Genomic DNA, 15,568 nt, shown 5'->3' with positions numbered 1-15,568 from the left:
ACAACTGGCTACGAGGTGGAAAGGCATTCTATTCGCTGTGCAGATTCGCATAAATCAACTCAGCAAGTTTTTTACTGATACCGGGTGCTTTGGCTATCTCGTCAATGCTGGCACGGGACAGCTCCTGCAAGCCACCAAAATGTTTAAGCAAGTCACGACGCCGTGTCGGGCCTACCCCCGCCACCCCTTCCAGGGTTGAGGTTCGCCGGGTTTTGCCGCGACGGGCACGGTGGCCGGTAATGGCGAAACGGTGGGCTTCGTCACGAATCTGTTGGATCAAATGCAGTGCCGGGGAGTCGCCCTTCAAAGTGAACTCATGGGCGGCATCATTCAAGTACAACGTCTCGAAACCAGCCTTGCGCGTGGCGCCCTTGGCCACGCCGAGCAGGATCAGGTCGGGCACCGCCAGTTCGTTGAGCACGTCACGGGCCATGGACAACTGGCCCTTGCCGCCATCCACCAGCAGGATATCCGGCAACTTGCCCTCGCCGTCCTTCAATTTGCTGAAGCGCCGCGTGAGCGCCTGATGCATGGCGGCGTAGTCATCGCCGGCGGTGACGCCTTCGATGTTGTAGCGCCGGTAGTCGGACTTGATCGGCCCTTCCGGCCCGAACACCACGCAGGAGGCTACGGTGGCCTCGCCGCTGGAATGGCTGATGTCGTAGCACTCCAGGCGCTGTGGCGGCTCGTCCAGGTTGAGCACTTCGGCAAGGGCATCAAAGCGTGCGGCGACGTGCTGTCGGTTGGCCAGGCGCGCGCTCAGGGCTTGCTCGGCGTTAGTGACGGCCAGTTGCTGCCAGCGGGCGCGGGTGCCACGCACGCGGTGGCTGATGTCCAATTCGCGGCCACGCAACTCGTGGATCGCTTCGATCAACGTGGGGAAGTCTTCATGCACCACGTTGACAATCAGCTCCGACGGCAGGTCGCGCTCGGGGCTGCTGACGTAGTACTGGCCGAGGAACGCGGCCATCACTTCAGCCACGTCTTCGTCGATACCGGTTTGCGGGAAGAAGTTCTTGCTGCCCAACACTCGCCCGCCGCGCACGCTGATCAGGTGCACACAGGCGCCACCTGGATTGACGAAGGCGGCGATCACGTCGACATCGCCGGTGCCGCCTTCCATGCTTTGCTGGTCCTGCACACGACGCAGTAGGGAGATCTGGTCGCGCAACTCAGCGGCCCGCTCGAAATCCAGGGTGCCGGCCGCCTCTTCCATGGCCGCGGAGAGCTCATCGGTCAGCGCATTGCTGCGTCCTTCGAGAAACATCACCGAATGGCGCACATCCTCGGCGTATTCCGCCGGCTCCACCAGGCCCACGCAAGGTGCCTTGCAGCGTTTGATCTGGTATTGCAGGCACGGCCGCGTGCGGTTCTTGTAGAAACTGTCTTCACACTGGCGCACAAAAAAGGTTTTTTGCAACAGGCTCAGGCTTTCACGGATGGCCCCGGCGCTGGGATAAGGGCCAAAGTACTTGCCCTTCGCCTTCTTCGCACCACGGTGAATACTCAGCCGTGGGAAGTTGCCGTCGGATAAAAACACGTAGGGGTAGGATTTATCATCACGCAGCAGGATGTTGTAGGGCGGCCGCCACTCCTTGATCAGCGTCTGCTCAAGCAGTAGCGCTTCGGTTTCGTTGGCGGTGATGGTGGTTTCAACCTGAGCGATACGCGCCACCAGTGCGGCGGTTTTGGGCGCGAGACCGGTCTTGCGAAAGTAGCTCGCCAGGCGGTTTTTCAGGTTTTTGGCTTTGCCGACGTAAAGCAGGCGCGCCTCGCTGTCGAACATGCGGTACACGCCGGGGCGGCCACTGCAGGTTGAGAGGAAGGCACTCGGATCAAACGGCGTAGTCATGTCAGGCGCTGGCGTCCACCATGCCGTGGCGCACCGCGAGCAGGGTCAATTCAACATCACTGCTGATGGCGAGCTTCTCGAAAATGCGATAGCGGTAGGTGTTGACGGTCTTGGGCGACAGGCACAGCTTGTCGGAGATGGATTGGACTTTCTGGCAACCCACAATCATCAGGGCGATCTGGATTTCCCGCTCCGACAGCGCGTCGAATGGCGAGTCGCTGGTGGGTTGGAAAGACTTGATGGCCAATTGCTGGGCAATCTGCGGGCTGATATAGCGCTGGCCGGCGAACACCAGGCGAATGGCCTGCACCATCTCCGCCAAGCCTGCACCCTTGGTCAGGTAACCCGCAGCGCCCGCCTGTAGAAGACGGGTCGGGAACGGGTCTTCTTCGCACACGGTCACCACCACGACTTTGATATCCGGATGGCTGCGCAGCAATTTGGTCGTGGCACCAAGACCGCCGATCCCAGGCATCTTGACGTCCATTAACACCACATCGGGCTTCAACTCCCGGGCCTTGATCAGGGATTCCTCCCCCGACTCGGCCTGGCCGACTACTTGCAGGCCATCGATGTCAGCCAGCATTCGTGTAATGCCTGTACGAACGAGATCATGGTCATCGACTACTAGCACCCTAATCAAGCAGACACCTCGCGAAATGGTCTTATAGGTTGCTGAACACCTTAGCAAAAAACCAAGGCGCAGACCTAGCTGCAAGCGTCATATATATGGAGTTTGGGTAAGCGGCAGCCATCCGCCGGGAGGCAGACGGCTCAATTTGTTGGGCGAAGAGTCAGGAATCCTGGGCTTTCGGCTTGGCCTTTTCATTCACAGCAACGCAATGTTTGGCCAAGGTCGACGTCAGGCGACGGATCGCATCCTGGTCTTCCTTGAACATCGCACGGTAATCGCCGAGCACCTTTTCTTCGATCTGGCTCAGGTTTTCCAGTTGGATGGGCGTGGCCGTGCCGGTCAACACGTACAACACATCCACACCTCGTTCAGCGACGCGAGACAAATAGTCCGCTTTAGGCGCGCGCCCGCCACTTTCGTATTTCCCTTGTGCGTTGGCTTCAACGCCGCCGATCTCGCCGAAACTTTTTTGCGACAAGCCAAGTCGCTCTCTTTCTTGCCTCAAACGCGAACCGATTCCACTCATTTGGATGTATTATCCTGTCTGGCACACCCCAAGAGGTGACACACTCATCTCTTTATTAAACAAACTTGAACGGTTTTGAACTATGCCCGGAATCCGTACTGCCGCACAAGCCAAGGCCTGGCTGGAACATCAAGGAAAGTCAGTTCAAGCGTTCGCCCGTGAGCATGGCGTTGATCCGGCTACCACCTATCAAGTGCTCGCGGGGCGCAAAAAGGGACGGCGTGGAGAGGCCCATAAGGTCCCGGTCCTTCTGGGCATGAAAGAAGGGATCATCCTTGCTGAGGCTGATGGCCAAAACAATGATCAGGAAGTCGGCTCCTGAGAGCTGTATGCGCTTATTCGGCCTGTGCGCAGGGTTTAGCTTGAGCGGCAGACACGCTCCATTCGCCAGAAGTAGTCTTCTTCACCAACGTTACTGAACCCCATGCGCTCATAGAGCAGCTTCGCCGGGTTCGTCTTGAATACCGTCAGGCGCAACAGGCCAAGCGCCTGCGCCTTGAGCGCCATCTGCTGCAATACCCAGCTCCCTGCGCCACCCCCACGATACGCTTCGAGCATATGCAACTCGCGGATATACAGCGCGCGGCTGTCGCGGCTCAGGCTGACAAATCCCAAAACGACGTCGCCCCGGCAAATCAGCCAGTTTTCCCGACCGGCCCAGGCGGTATCGAAGCCATCGTTGGACCACCACAACCCGTACTCTACGTAGTAACGGGTCATGGCCTCGTGGGTCAGCGTTCGCGCAAAGGGCAGGTCCTGGTCCGTCGCAGCGCGTAGATAAAATGCCATTTACAGGGCGACCACTTCGCTGGCCCAACGCTCGCCATCGCGACGGGCGATCAGCAGCGCCTCACCCAGCCCTGGCACAGCGGCAAGCAAACCGCCATCGGTGCCCCAGATCGCACTGCGACCGGCACACGCCCAACCGCCCGACGGGCCGCCATGGTTGGCCATCAACACCAACAGGGCATGTTCAGCTGCATAGCCTCGGAGCAGCGCACTGTCCGTTGCGTACCCTCCCTCACTGATCAACACTCCGGCGGCATACACCGTAGCGCCCGCTTGCGCTGCAGCAAGCGGATGGCTGGCATGGGAAAAGTCTGCACACACTGCCAGTGCAACCTGCTCCCCCTCGAATTCAAGGGCCGCACCGCCCTGCCCTGGGACAAACGCGGCCTCTTCGCCGTCGTGCAAATGCTGCTTGGTGTAGACCGCCAGGGAGCCATCCGCACCCAGTACCAGTGCAGCAATAAACACACCCGCCTCCGGCGCCAGTCGAATCGGCATCCCCACCACCGCCGTCAGTCGCAGTTCTTGCGCCATTTCGCGCAGGGGCGCCAGCACCCGGTCCTCTGGCGCAATCGCCAGTGCAGCGGCCAGCGCCGGCTCATAGCCTGTCAACGACAACTCCGGGAACACCAGCAGTTGCACACCCTCGGCCGCCGCCGCCCGCATACACGCCAAGTGGCGTTGGATATTGGCCCGCACATCGCCCGCAATGGAGATGGATTGAGCTGCAGCAACAGTGAAGGCAGTCATGGTCGCGTCCAAGCAATCGGTAACTAAGTATGACCAGCATATCGACACTCACCCCATAGCCGTAAGTCCCTTCACGCAATAGAAATTACTGATTGAATCTCCCCGCGTGCCTCTAGTAAGCTCCCCGCATCATTTGGAGACACACCATGTTGCAACTCACCCACACTCAGGTTTGCCCTGCCGCCAGCGCCCCGCGCTCGGTGTCGGCCAGCCGTGTGAACGGTTCGAGCGCAGCTGTCAGCTTTTATTTTGGGTATTGGTTTAGCCACTGGCGCGCCTGATACCTGAAATCGGCGCCCACCATTCAAGGGGTCGCCTGCCAGAGAAATCTAACCCCCGGTCGGCTCCCCGACCGGGGGTTTTGTTTTTCCAGGCCCCTGAACATTTTGTTTGATCAAGAACACTTAAAAGGACTCACGACATGAACTACGCCACCTATTACCGCTACGACACCTCCACTGCATGGCGATTTAGCCAGCTCCGCTCGGGACAGCCTGCCGCCTCCGATCGGTCACCTATTGGTGGCAAGCCAACACACCAGGCCAGTACGGCCAATTGTCGAACACCCCAGTAGGCCAAGCGCGCGGGAACAACCCGCCGCTTGCCCAGGAAGCCTTGAATATGAACTCGTCCATCGCCGCTCTGCCCGTTTCGAACCTGATCAGCGCCAATGAAGCCCTGACCCAGCGCCTGCCCAGCTCTCTTGAGCTCAAGCATCAGTTGCCCCTCAGCCCGTTCCTCAATGAACAGATCCACGCCCATCGCCAGGCCGTGCGCGCCATCCTCAAGGGTGAAGATTCACGCTTGCTGGTGATTGTCGGCCCGTGCTCGATCCACGACCCGGAATCGGCCATGGAATACGCTCGCAACCTGAAGAAACTGGCACTCGACGTCAGCGACCAGATGCTGCTGGTGATCCGCGCCTACGTCGAAAAACCGCGCACCACTATCGGCTGGAAAGGCCTGGCCTACGATCCGCACCTGGATGGCAGTGACGACATGGCCGCCGGCTTGACGCTGTCCCGCGAGCTCATGCGCGAAATGCTGCGCCTGGGCCTGCCGGTCGCCACCGAGCTGTTGCAGCCCATGGCCGCCGGCTACTTCGATGACCTGCTCAGTTGGGTCGCCATTGGCGCACGCACCACCGAATCGCAAATCCACCGCGAAATGGCCAGCGGCCTGGGCATGCCCGTGGGCTTCAAGAACGGCACCGACGGCGGCGTCTCAATCGCCTGTGACGCGATGCGCTCGGCGTCGCACCCGCACCGCCACTTCGGCGTCGACAGCCAGGGCCACCCGGCGATCATCCAGACCCCGGGCAACCCCGACACACATCTGGTGCTGCGCGGCGGTCACCGTGGGCCGAACTATGATGCAAAGAGCGTGGCGCAGATCAAGCAGGACCTGGCCACGTCCAAGGTCACGCCGCGGATCATGATCGACTGCAGCCATGCCAACAGCGGCAAAGACCCGTTGCGCCAACCGGCGGTGTTCAACGACGTGCTCGAACAACGCCTGCAAGGCGATACTTCGCTGATCGGCATGATGCTTGAGAGCCACCTGTTCGAAGGCTGCCAACCGTTGAGCCCCTCGATGAAATACGGCGTGTCGGTGACCGACGGCTGCCTGGGCTGGGCAGGTACCGAGCAGCTGTTGCGCAGTGCCGCCGAGCGCTTGCGGGCTCAGGGCTGATGGCCAGGGAAACCGAGCTTGAGCGCGGCCATCGCTGGCTCAGCCCCAAGGCCATCGCACCGACGCGGGACTAAACCCCGGCCACGGGCCTGCGGGATAATTCCCGCAGCCACGGCAACACCCGCAGGCCCTTGGTGGCCTCGGGTGGGTCGATGATGTCCATGAAGTGTTCAAGGGTGACGTTGTCCGGCACGCCGGGCAGGCGTACCAGCACCGCCGGCGTTGCACCGGCAGGCTTGCCCAGGTCCAGATGGTCGTAGACCAGCACGTGGCGGACCTGGGGTTGCGGCTCACAGGCATTGACCGCCAAGCCCGCATTGATGATCAGCACATCAAAACGCTCAGCGGGGATGGCGGTGAGTATCTGGACTTCTTCAAAGGTTTGTACCGGGACAATCCGGTGGTACCCCAACTGGTTGAGCATTTTTTCGATGTGCAGTCGTTGCAGGTGCTGTTCATCGGCAATCAGGATAGACAGTGCTTTGTTCGGCATGGCAAACCCCTGGGCTGGCAGCGCTCGTCAGTAAGAGGCGATCATTTTCCAGACATATCCCGCAGACAAAATCAGCGATGTTCCCCCTTCGCGTAGGACTTATCCCAAAATCGCCAAATGGCTATCTACTGCCGTCAAGCCCGATTGCATTGCCGAAGCAGGCTGTGATGCACCTGCGCAATGGCCACGCCCAACGCCTCAACCGAAACGCCCAACGCCTCGGCATCCCGCCGTTCACATACACCCTCCAAGGCCTCGCAGCAAACCACCAGCCCCTCGGCCTTAACCATGCGCGCGCCGCCTTTTACCCGATGGGCCAAGTCATGCAGCTTGGCAAAGCTCACCGGGTTTTGCAGGGTCGGCAACAACGCGCCGTCCTCTTCCAGGCTGGCGAGCAAGGGCACCAGCAATTCGTCGAGCGCGGCCGTGTCCTCCCCGGTCAGCGCAATCAGCAGGCTTAAATCAATGACCGATTCAGCGGTGGCCGTGGCGGTCGTGCGCGATGCCAAGGCCAAGCGCAAGTCCTCAAGCCCGGTCGGTTTGAACAGACAGCCATCCATGCCCGCCTGGCGGCAGCGCTCAGCCTCCTCTGACTGGGCGTTGGCGGTAAAGCCCAGCAACAGGCAAGGAATCAGGCCGCGCTTGCGCTCTTGCGCGCGAATATCACGCGCCAACGCATAACCGTCCTTGAGGGGCATATTGCAATCGGTGATCACCCCATCAAACTGCCCGGCCTGCCACAGGGCAAGCCCTTGAATGCCGTCCTGCGCCGTGACGATGCGATGCCCCAGGAAACTCAATTGCCGCTCCAGCAACAGGCGGTTGGCGGGGTAGTCATCGACCACCAGGATGCTTAACGCACGAGCCGGCGGAAGAGACGGAACGGTCAGGGCCGCCGGCGTTGCCGTGGTCAGCGCCAATGTCAACATCAGATCCACCCGCGTGCCCTTGCCCAGCACGCTGCTCAGGTGCAACTGGCCACCCATCATCTCGCACAGGTTGCGGCTGATCACCAAACCAAGGCCTGAGCCGCTGCGCGCCGATTGTTCATTGTTGCTGCCCTGGATAAACGGATTGAACAAACGCTGCTGATCTTCAGCGCTTATGCCCATCCCGGTGTCTTCCACCCAGACCCGCAGGCTCAGATGGTCGTCGGACAATGCCGGTACGCCCTGGGCGCGCAGGCGTATCTGGCCGGTGGCGGTGAACTTGATCGCATTACCCAGCACATTGAAAATCACTTGTTTAAAGCGCAGCGGGTCGATCAACACCAGGCGGTCGATCAAGGGGTCCAATTCCACTTGCAGGACCAGCCCCTTGTCCCGCGCCAGCCCCTCGAACACTCGCGCCACCGAGGCCAGCAGCTCATGCACATTGGCCGCCTCCAGGCTCAGGGACAAGTGGCCGGATTCGATCCGCGCAATGTCGAGAATATCGCCGATCAACTCCAGCATGCTCCGGGACGCCACCGACGCCACCTCCAGCGCATCGCGGTCTGCGCGCCCTTGCTCGGCATTTTTCAGGGCCAGCTCAATCATGCCGATCACCGCGTTCATGGGCGTGCGGATCTCGTGGCTCATGGTCGCCAGGAAGGTCGTCTTGGCACGGTTTGCGGCGTCGGCCTCCTCCTTGGCCTCCTGCAACTGGCCCAACAAGCGCTGGCGCTCACTCACGTCCACCCAGCCGGCGATCATGCCCACCACTTTCTCGTCGCCATCGCGGTACGGCAACATCCACTGATAAATAGTCAGCACATCGCCATTGGGCACTTTGAGAATGCGGTCATGAATCTGCGGCTCGCCCTGTTCCATCAGACGCAAGTAGTCGGCATGGAACGACCGGGCCTGGGGCGGGTTGCCGGTATCGGTTTGCACCACGGTCTTGCCGATGACGTCTTCTAACTTGAAACCAAAGACGTCCAGGTAAGCGTTGTTGCAAGCCATCAATCGGCCCAGGCGATCACGCACGTAAATCGGGTGGGGCGTGCCGTCGATCAGCACGCTCATAAAGCGCATCTGGTCGCTCAAGGCCCGTTCGGCCTGGGCGCGCTTGCGGATCAGGTTACGCAGGTAAAGCACCCAGCCCAGGGTGATCAGCAGCAACAGTGCGGCCAAGCCAAAGCCCTGGATAATAACGTTGCGGTGACGCGTCCAGTAGCTGTCCTCGATGAGGATCTCGCTGCGCCAATGGTTGGTCAGTTCGTCCATCTCTTCGGGCGTTATGCTCAACAGTGCTTTGTCGAGGATCGAGTACAACTCCAATTGGCCGCGGTTGACACCAAACGCAATCCGCGCAGGCTCCGTACCCACCGTGCTGGTGATGCGCAGGCGGTCCCGATAGTTACGCGCAATCATGTAGCGTGCGCTGATCAGCGACAACAGCGCGGCCTCGGCCCGCCCTTTGGCAACCGACTCCAGGGCCTGCTCAGGATTCTCGACGTCGACAAACCCGATGTCTGGATAATCCCGGGCGATCTGCGCGGCAAGGCTATTGCTGCGAATGAGCGAAAGCCGTTTGCCAGCCATGTCTTCCAGGGTGATCAGGCGGTCATTGTCGGCACGCACCACCAGAACGTAGGGGTTGGACAGGTAAGGCCGGGTAAAGCGCATCTTGTCGGCACGCTCGACGCTCGGCGTGATCGCCGCCACCATATCTACCCGGCCGGCGTCCACATCATCCAGTTGCCGAGGCAGTGAACTGCCGCGTACCACCTCGAACTTCAACCCGGTGCGCAAGCTGATCTGCGACAGCACTTCGGCGCTCAGCCCTTCGAATTGCTCTTGTTCATTGAAGTACGACAGCGGTACCAATTTATCGAGCACAGCCACCCTCACCCAGGGGTGCTTCTCCAGCCAGCGCTGTTCGCTGTTACTCAAGCGCAGCCGCCCGGCCTCCAGGAAACCACTGCTGCCGGCGCTCCAGCGACGCAGGATTTCCATCTGTTGGTTGACCGGCACCACCGCCAGTGCGGCATTGAAAATATTCAACAGACGCGCATCGCCCTTGGCGAACGCGAAACCGAAGGGGTTGACCTCCAGCGCGGAAAAATCCGCCATGCGCACGTTGTTCAAATAGTTCTTGTTGATCAGGTAGCGAGTGCTGATGGCGTCGCCCAGGTAGACATCCGCCTGGCCGAATGCAACGGAGCCGATGGCTTCGAAGGTCGAGCCAAACAACTGCAACCGCGCTTTGGGATAAAACGCCTGGACAGTATTGGGCTGCATGTAGTGGTAGAGCATCGCAACGCGCTTGCCCGAAAGATCAGCTTTCAGCGCGTGATTTTCGCCGGCGCGGGTCACTAAGACGGGCTGATCGTTGGCGTAGGAGCGCGACAGCAGCAATTGCGGATCGGCTGCCTCATAACCGTTGGACGACCCCACGAAATCCACGGCACCGGTCTTGAGGGCTTCGATGACTTCGTCACGGGTATCGTATCGGCGCACCTCAATCGTGACATTCAGCGCCTGCCCGATCAGCGCGGCGTAATCGGCGGTAATGCCTTCCAGCTCGTTGCTGTTGCTCAGGTCAAAGGGCGCATAATCGGGCGCCGACACGCCCATCGACAGCGTGCGGCGCTGGCGTAGCCAACGCCAGTCAGCTTCGTCCAGCGTCAATGAAGGGTTTGCCAGGGTGGAATGCCCCAGCAGGCGCAGGCTCTGTGGTTCATCAAGGGCCGCCGCCGCACCGGGCAACAGCCCCAGCAGCACGATGGCCATGCATTTCAGCCGCCGCGAAGTGGCCATTTCAGATCAAATGATTACGCTGGGCAAACTTGGACAGGTGTACCACCGACGACATGCGTAACTTCTCCTTAAGCCGCGTCTTGTAGGTACTGATGGTCTTGTGGCTCAACAGCATGTCCTCGGCGATATCCTTGTTACCCAGGCCCAAAGCCAGTTTTTGCAGCACAGTCAATTCGCGGTCGGACAACGCGTCCACCAACTCCTGCTCGGTAGATTGCAGATCATCGCGGCGCACCGAACTGGTAGGCAGGCTGGGGAAGCAACTGTAGCCGGAGCGGATCGCCCGGATTGCCTTTTGCAACTCATCGAGCTCTCCAGTCTTGGCGACAAACCCCATCGCTCCGGCGCGCATGCAGCGGGTGGAAAAAAACACCGCCAAGTACGAGGTCAGCACCAGGATCTTACAGGGCAGTTCCAGCGCCTTGATCCGACTGATCACCTCCAACCCGCCAAGCTTGGGCATTGCCAGGTCGAGGATGACCAGATCCGGCCGCTCTTCGCGTGCAACCTGCATGGCGTCGGCACCGTTACCCGCCTCGAAAATCGTATCGAAGCCTTCCTGCTTCAACAGATGCTTCACGGTGGCGCGTATAAAAGGATGATCGTCCACAATTAAAGCTTTATTGCTCATAAGACTCCCCTAGGAAGATCAGTACGCTTACATATCACGCGAGGCCCAACTACCTGTGAAAAGTAACAGTTCCGATAAACGGCACTGATTACGCTGCGCAACGCCTCAGGCAGTAAAAGCCCCTCATCTTGAAATCACAGTCACCACGTAACGCCGCACCTTGACTGCTGAGCAGGCGCAAGCGCGCAAACCTTAACAACGGCATGCCGTTTTGGATGAAGGGATAGTCTCGCGTAGTAGTAGGACTTTTCCTCGGCACAGTCAGCCTGCGCCCAGGCAGCTATTCGGTGGTACTGGGGCTCCAGAAGGCCTGTACCACCAAGGTTGATCTGGAGATCCGCGCCACCAGCGCATCCAGCTCGTCACCATCTACTGAGGTCACCGCCAATGTGGCTTCGATCTCCACTTCCTCGGTACCGAAGGGCCGCACATCGACATCGCTGGCCGGGTAGTTACAACGCGCCAACTCGGCTTCCAGCAATGCCAACACTGCGGTTTGCTGGGTCCGTCGCGCAATCACATAGAGGATGTTGGTGACCTCCGCCGACACCACATCCAGCGGTTGGCGGTTGATGTTATTGACGATGGGCCGCAGCAGGGTGTTGGCCGCCAGCACAAACAGCGTGCCCAGCAGCGCTTCAAGCACCAGATCGGCACCGGCGCATGCCCCTACCGCCGCCGACGCCCAGAGCGTGGCGGCGGTGTTGAGCCCGCGCACATTGCCTTCTTCACGCATGATCACGCCGGCCCCCAGAAAACCGATGCCCGACACCACGTAGGCGACCACGCGCACCGCGCCTTCCGCGCCACCGAGGCGGCTGGCCATGTCGACAAAAATCGCCGCGCCCACCGCCACCAGCACATTGGTGCGCAAGCCCGCCGTGCGCTGGCGGTACTGGCGTTCGAACCCGATCAGCCCGCCAAGGATAAACGCGGCGGTCAGGCTGACCAGGGTGTCGATGAGGGAGTCGAGGTTAATGTTGTTGATTGCTTGCATAAGCACTTTCCCTGTATGCCGCCGCCGACCCCTGCGGGGCCGGGGGCATTTGAGCTGAGGTTGTTACTGCCAGCCGAATGTGCGGATGTAGTAGCCCTTCACGGCCTGGGTAAGCGCCATGTACGCCAGCAAAATCACCGGCAGGAACACGAAGTACAGCGACGGCAACGCCTGCAGTTTGAAGTAATGCGCCAGCGGCCCCATCGGCAGGAAAATCCCTACGGCCATGATCACGCCGGTCATCACCATCAACGGCATCGCCGCACGGCTTTGCAGGAACGGGATTTTCGGGGTACGGATCATGTGCACGATCAGCGTCTGGGTCAGCAGCCCCACCACGAACCAGCCCGACTGGAACAGCGTCTGATGGTCTGGTGTGTTGGCATCGAACACGTACCACATGAGTGCGAACGTAGTGATGTCAAAGATCGAACTGATCGGCCCGAAAAACAGCATGAAACGGCCCACATCCCCAGGCTGCCAGCGTTGCGGCTTGGCCAGCATTTCGTCGTCGACGTTATCGAACGGAATCGCGATCTGGGAAATGTCATACAACAGGTTTTGCACCAGCAGGTGCATCGGCAGCATCGGCAAAAACGGGATAAACGCACTGGCCACCAACACCGAGAACACGTTGCCGAAGTTGGAACTGGCGGTCATCTTGATGTACTTGAGCATATTGGCGAAGGTGCGCCGGCCTTCCAGCACGCCCTCTTCCAGGATCATCAGGCTCTTTTCCAGCAGGATGATGTCGGCCGCCTCCTTGGCGATGTCCACCGCGCTGTCCACCGAAATACCGATATCGGCCGTGCGCAATGCCGGCGCATCGTTGATCCCGTCGCCCATAAAGCCCACCACATGCCCGTTGGCTTTGAGCAGGCGCACGATGCGTTCCTTGTGGCTGGGCGTCAGCTTGGCGAACACATTGGTGGTCTCGACGGCCTTGGCCAGTTCAGCGTCGGTCATGTCCTCGATGTCGTTGCCCATCAACAGGCCCTGTTGCTCCAGGCCCACTTCGCGGCAGATCTTGGCGGTCACCAGTTCGTTGTCGCCGGTCAGTACCTTCACCGCTACGCCATGGGCTTTGAGGGCTTTGAGCGCCGGCGCGGTGCTTTCCTTGGGCGGATCAAGAAAGGCCACGTAGCCGATCAGCGTCAGGTTGTTTTCATCCGCCAGGCTGTAGGTATCGCGCCCCGGCGGCATCGGTTGTGCGGCCACGGCCACCACGCGCAGGCCTTCTTCGTTGAACGCCGCGGTCACTTGGCGAATACGCGCCAGCAATGGCTCGGTCAGCGCCTCGCTGGTGTCGCCATGGCGCACGGTGTTGCACACCGACAGGACTTCTTCCACGGCGCCCTTGCAGATCAACAGATGCGGCAGGCCTTGCTCGGCCACTACCACCGACATGCGCCGGCGATTGAAGTCGAACGGGATCTCATCGACCTTATGGAAGGCGGTACCGACCTTCAGCTCCCGATGTACCTCCACATGCTCCAGCACCGCCACGTCCAGCAAGTTTTTCAGGCCGGTCTGGTAGTAGCTGTTCAGGTAGGCCATTTCCAATACGTCGTCGGACTCTTCACCCCACACGTCCACATGGCGTGCCAGGAAAATCTTGTCCTGGGTCAGGGTGCCGGTCTTGTCGGTGCACAGCACGTCCATCGCGCCGAAGTTCTGGATCGCGTCCAGGCGCTTGACGATGACCTTTTTGCGCGACAGAAACACCGCGCCCTTGGCCAGCGTCGAGGTCACAATCATCGGCAGCATTTCCGGGGTCAGGCCCACGGCGATCGATAGCGCGAACAACAGCGCTTCGGTCCAGTCGCCCTTGGTGAACCCGTTGATGAACAGCACCAGCGGCGCCATCACAAACATAAAGCGAATCAGCAGCCAGCTGACCTTGTTCACGCCATGCTGGAACGACGTGGTGGCGCGGTCGGTGGCTGTCACACGCTGGGCCAGTGCGCCGAAATAGGTGCTGTTGCCGGTGGTCAGGATCACCGCCGTCGCCGCACCGGACACCACGTTGGTGCCCATGAACAGGATGTTTTCCAGGTCCAATGGGTTACGGGTGTTGGCGTCCTGCTGCTGGGCAAATTTTTCCACCGGCATCGATTCGCCCGTCATTGCGGCCTGGCTGACAAACAGGTCCTTGGCGCTGAGCACGCGGCAATCGGCGGGGATCATGTCGCCGGCCGACAGCACGATCAGGTCGCCCGGTACCAACTGTTTGATCGGCAACTCTATGCGCTTGGCGCCATCGCGGCGTAGCACGGTGGCCGTATTGCTGACCATGGCTTTGAGCGCATCGGCCGCTTTGTTGGACTTGGCTTCCTGCCAGAAACGCAGCAGCGTCGAGAGCACCACCATGGAGAAGATCACGGTGGCGGCCTTCATGTCTTCGGTCAGCCAGGAGATCACCGCCAACAAGGTCAACAGCAGGTTGAACGGGTTTTTATAGCAATGCCACAGGTGCGCCCACCATGGCAGCGGCTGCTCGTGCTCGACTTCATTGAGACCGTATTGCACGCGCAGGGCGTCGGCCTCTGGAGCACTCAGGCCCTCGACATGGCTGCCCAACGTACCGAGCAACTGCACGGTGTTGTGGTTGGCCGCGGCCACCAGGGTTTGCGCCAAGGTCGGCGGCACTTCGCGGCTGACGCTGGCGTCGGCCACGGTGTCGAGCATGGCCAGGCGGCGGAAGTGCCGGGCGATGTGCCGGGTCCGCAGAAAACCGGCAAAGAACTCTTTCAACAGGGTGAGGTTCATGGTGTAACTCCTGCGCGAGGAAAAAACCGTCGTGCAGGTACCGCCCCTCCGCACCGCGCCTGTTACACAGGCACAGCCGGCTTGGCCCGCCCACCCTAAAAGGCAGGCGCGTCCGTCGCATCCCGAGGTTACCCAGGTGCTGGTCAGCGTCGATGAGAGGGAATCAAACAGCTGCCAGGACAGGCCGCTGCCGAGATGCCGCTTCTCGCTTTTTTGGCGAGACAACGGCATCGGATGAATGCGCGTTACCTTGCCAAGCCTGTGCCGGTTACCGAAACCGGCCGACTACTGTCACTCGAACAAGTACCCACTGAGGGTCTCCGCTATTGATGAAAACGCGCGAAGCTTACGCCCCGACCTCAGGAGAGTAAACCGTAGGAAAGTGTCCGAATGGTGAATAAGAAGATTCTTCAGGATGGGTTCAGGAACCGGCTTCTGCACATGCAGAAGATCAAATGTGGGAGCTGGCTTGTCGAATCGTCGCACCGCTGCGATAGCCATAGGTATCTGCACAATTTTAAAATTGAAAAACCTCCCTGTGGTGAGCGGGCTTGCCCCGCGCTGGGCTGCGCAGCGGCCCTAAAACCTGCACCTCGGTTAACCTGACACACAGCGGTGACCTTATTGGGGCCGCTTCGCAGCCCGGCGCGGGGCAAGCCCGCTCACCACAACAGTCCATTCGCCATAGATTT

General features: G+C 60.2%; 12 protein-coding genes. 2 read left to right on the top strand and 10 right to left on the bottom strand.

Annotated features, from left to right (window positions below; all coding sequences use genetic code 11):
- Window positions 1–28 precede the first annotated feature (28 nt).
- The 3 genes from uvrC to KSS96_RS10635 all read right to left on the bottom strand — a co-directional run bounded on the left by uvrC (window position 29) and on the right by KSS96_RS10635 (window position 3,012).
- Entirely contained in the window at window positions 29–1,852 is a 1,824-nt protein-coding gene (gene uvrC, locus KSS96_RS10645) for an excinuclease ABC subunit UvrC (protein ID WP_017530523.1), read from the bottom strand.
- A gap of 1 nt (window position 1,853) precedes the next feature.
- Window positions 1,854–2,495 carry a response regulator transcription factor GacA gene (gene gacA, locus KSS96_RS10640; protein WP_017530522.1) on the bottom strand — a complete coding sequence of 214 codons (642 nt, stop codon included), beginning with the start codon at window positions 2,493–2,495 and terminating at the stop codon, window positions 1,854–1,856.
- A 151-nt stretch (window positions 2,496–2,646) separates the two neighbouring features.
- Window positions 2,647–3,012: a helix-turn-helix domain-containing protein gene (locus tag KSS96_RS10635; RefSeq protein WP_017530521.1), complete on the bottom strand. Its 366-nt coding sequence runs from the start codon at window positions 3,010–3,012 to the stop codon at window positions 2,647–2,649.
- 82 nt (window positions 3,013–3,094) lie between these two features.
- Between KSS96_RS10635 and KSS96_RS10630 the strand changes: the two genes are divergently transcribed.
- Window positions 3,095–3,334: a DNA-binding protein gene (locus KSS96_RS10630; protein ID WP_065879546.1), complete on the top strand. Its 240-nt coding sequence runs from the start codon at window positions 3,095–3,097 to the stop codon at window positions 3,332–3,334.
- Between the two features lie 35 nt (window positions 3,335–3,369).
- Here KSS96_RS10630 and KSS96_RS10625 read toward each other — a convergent pair whose 3' ends face one another.
- Window positions 3,370–3,801, bottom strand: a complete 432-nt coding sequence (locus KSS96_RS10625; protein ID WP_017530519.1) for a GNAT family N-acetyltransferase — start codon at window positions 3,799–3,801, stop codon at window positions 3,370–3,372.
- Window positions 3,802–4,551 (bottom strand): carbon-nitrogen hydrolase family protein, encoded by a 750-nt coding sequence (locus KSS96_RS10620; protein WP_217856087.1) that lies wholly within the window; start codon window positions 4,549–4,551, stop codon window positions 3,802–3,804.
- A gap of 621 nt (window positions 4,552–5,172) precedes the next feature.
- Between KSS96_RS10620 and KSS96_RS10615 the strand changes: the two genes are divergently transcribed.
- Complete coding sequence (locus KSS96_RS10615) at window positions 5,173–6,243, top strand: 3-deoxy-7-phosphoheptulonate synthase (RefSeq protein ID WP_065878637.1); 1,071 nt, start codon at window positions 5,173–5,175, stop codon at window positions 6,241–6,243.
- A gap of 70 nt (window positions 6,244–6,313) precedes the next feature.
- Here the strand turns inward: KSS96_RS10615 and KSS96_RS10610 are convergent, their stop codons facing one another.
- From KSS96_RS10610 to mgtA, 5 genes are all read right to left on the bottom strand, one after another.
- Window positions 6,314–6,736, bottom strand: a complete 423-nt coding sequence (locus KSS96_RS10610) for an ANTAR domain-containing protein (protein WP_065878639.1) — start codon at window positions 6,734–6,736, stop codon at window positions 6,314–6,316.
- Between the two features lie 134 nt (window positions 6,737–6,870).
- A complete protein-coding gene (locus KSS96_RS10605) occupies window positions 6,871–10,479 on the bottom strand; it encodes a transporter substrate-binding domain-containing protein (RefSeq protein ID WP_217856085.1) in 3,609 nt (1,202 codons plus the stop codon).
- A gap of 1 nt (window position 10,480) precedes the next feature.
- Window positions 10,481–11,110, bottom strand: a complete 630-nt coding sequence (locus tag KSS96_RS10600; RefSeq protein ID WP_017530514.1) for a response regulator transcription factor — start codon at window positions 11,108–11,110, stop codon at window positions 10,481–10,483.
- A 280-nt stretch (window positions 11,111–11,390) separates the two neighbouring features.
- Complete coding sequence (locus KSS96_RS10595) at window positions 11,391–12,107, bottom strand: MgtC/SapB family protein (protein WP_017530513.1); 717 nt, start codon at window positions 12,105–12,107, stop codon at window positions 11,391–11,393.
- 63 nt (window positions 12,108–12,170) lie between these two features.
- The gene (mgtA, locus tag KSS96_RS10590) at window positions 12,171–14,876 is read right to left on the bottom strand and encodes a magnesium-translocating P-type ATPase (RefSeq protein ID WP_068934559.1); all 2,706 of its coding nucleotides are present in this window, start codon (window positions 14,874–14,876) and stop codon (window positions 12,171–12,173) included.
- Window positions 14,877–15,568 lie beyond the last annotated feature (692 nt).

It is taken from the genome of Pseudomonas asgharzadehiana (assembly GCF_019139815.1).
GTDB classification, from domain to species: domain Bacteria; phylum Pseudomonadota; class Gammaproteobacteria; order Pseudomonadales; family Pseudomonadaceae; genus Aquipseudomonas; species Aquipseudomonas asgharzadehiana.
This window is presented reverse-complemented; position numbering and strand designations above follow the sequence as displayed.

What these genes read in the sequence shown, in the direction of transcription:
- KSS96_RS10610 (WP_065878639.1), bottom strand. Translation starts at nt 6,736, where the DNA reads ATGCCGAACAAAGCACTGTCTATCCTGATTGCCGATGAACAGCACCTG.
- KSS96_RS10615 (WP_065878637.1), top strand. Translation starts at nt 5,173, where the DNA reads ATGAACTCGTCCATCGCCGCTCTGCCCGTTTCGAACCTGATCAGCGCC.
- KSS96_RS10620 (WP_217856087.1), bottom strand. Translation starts at nt 4,551, where the DNA reads ATGACTGCCTTCACTGTTGCTGCAGCTCAATCCATCTCCATTGCGGGC.
- uvrC (WP_017530523.1), bottom strand. Translation starts at nt 1,852, where the DNA reads ATGACTACGCCGTTTGATCCGAGTGCCTTCCTCTCAACCTGCAGTGGC.
- KSS96_RS10600 (WP_017530514.1), bottom strand. Translation starts at nt 11,110, where the DNA reads ATGAGCAATAAAGCTTTAATTGTGGACGATCATCCTTTTATACGCGCC.
- KSS96_RS10635 (WP_017530521.1), bottom strand. Translation starts at nt 3,012, where the DNA reads ATGAGTGGAATCGGTTCGCGTTTGAGGCAAGAAAGAGAGCGACTTGGC.
- KSS96_RS10605 (WP_217856085.1), bottom strand. Translation starts at nt 10,479, where the DNA reads ATGGCCACTTCGCGGCGGCTGAAATGCATGGCCATCGTGCTGCTGGGG.
- KSS96_RS10625 (WP_017530519.1), bottom strand. Translation starts at nt 3,801, where the DNA reads ATGGCATTTTATCTACGCGCTGCGACGGACCAGGACCTGCCCTTTGCG.
- KSS96_RS10595 (WP_017530513.1), bottom strand. Translation starts at nt 12,107, where the DNA reads ATGCAAGCAATCAACAACATTAACCTCGACTCCCTCATCGACACCCTG.
- mgtA (WP_068934559.1), bottom strand. Translation starts at nt 14,876, where the DNA reads ATGAACCTCACCCTGTTGAAAGAGTTCTTTGCCGGTTTTCTGCGGACC.
- KSS96_RS10630 (WP_065879546.1), top strand. Translation starts at nt 3,095, where the DNA reads ATGCCCGGAATCCGTACTGCCGCACAAGCCAAGGCCTGGCTGGAACAT.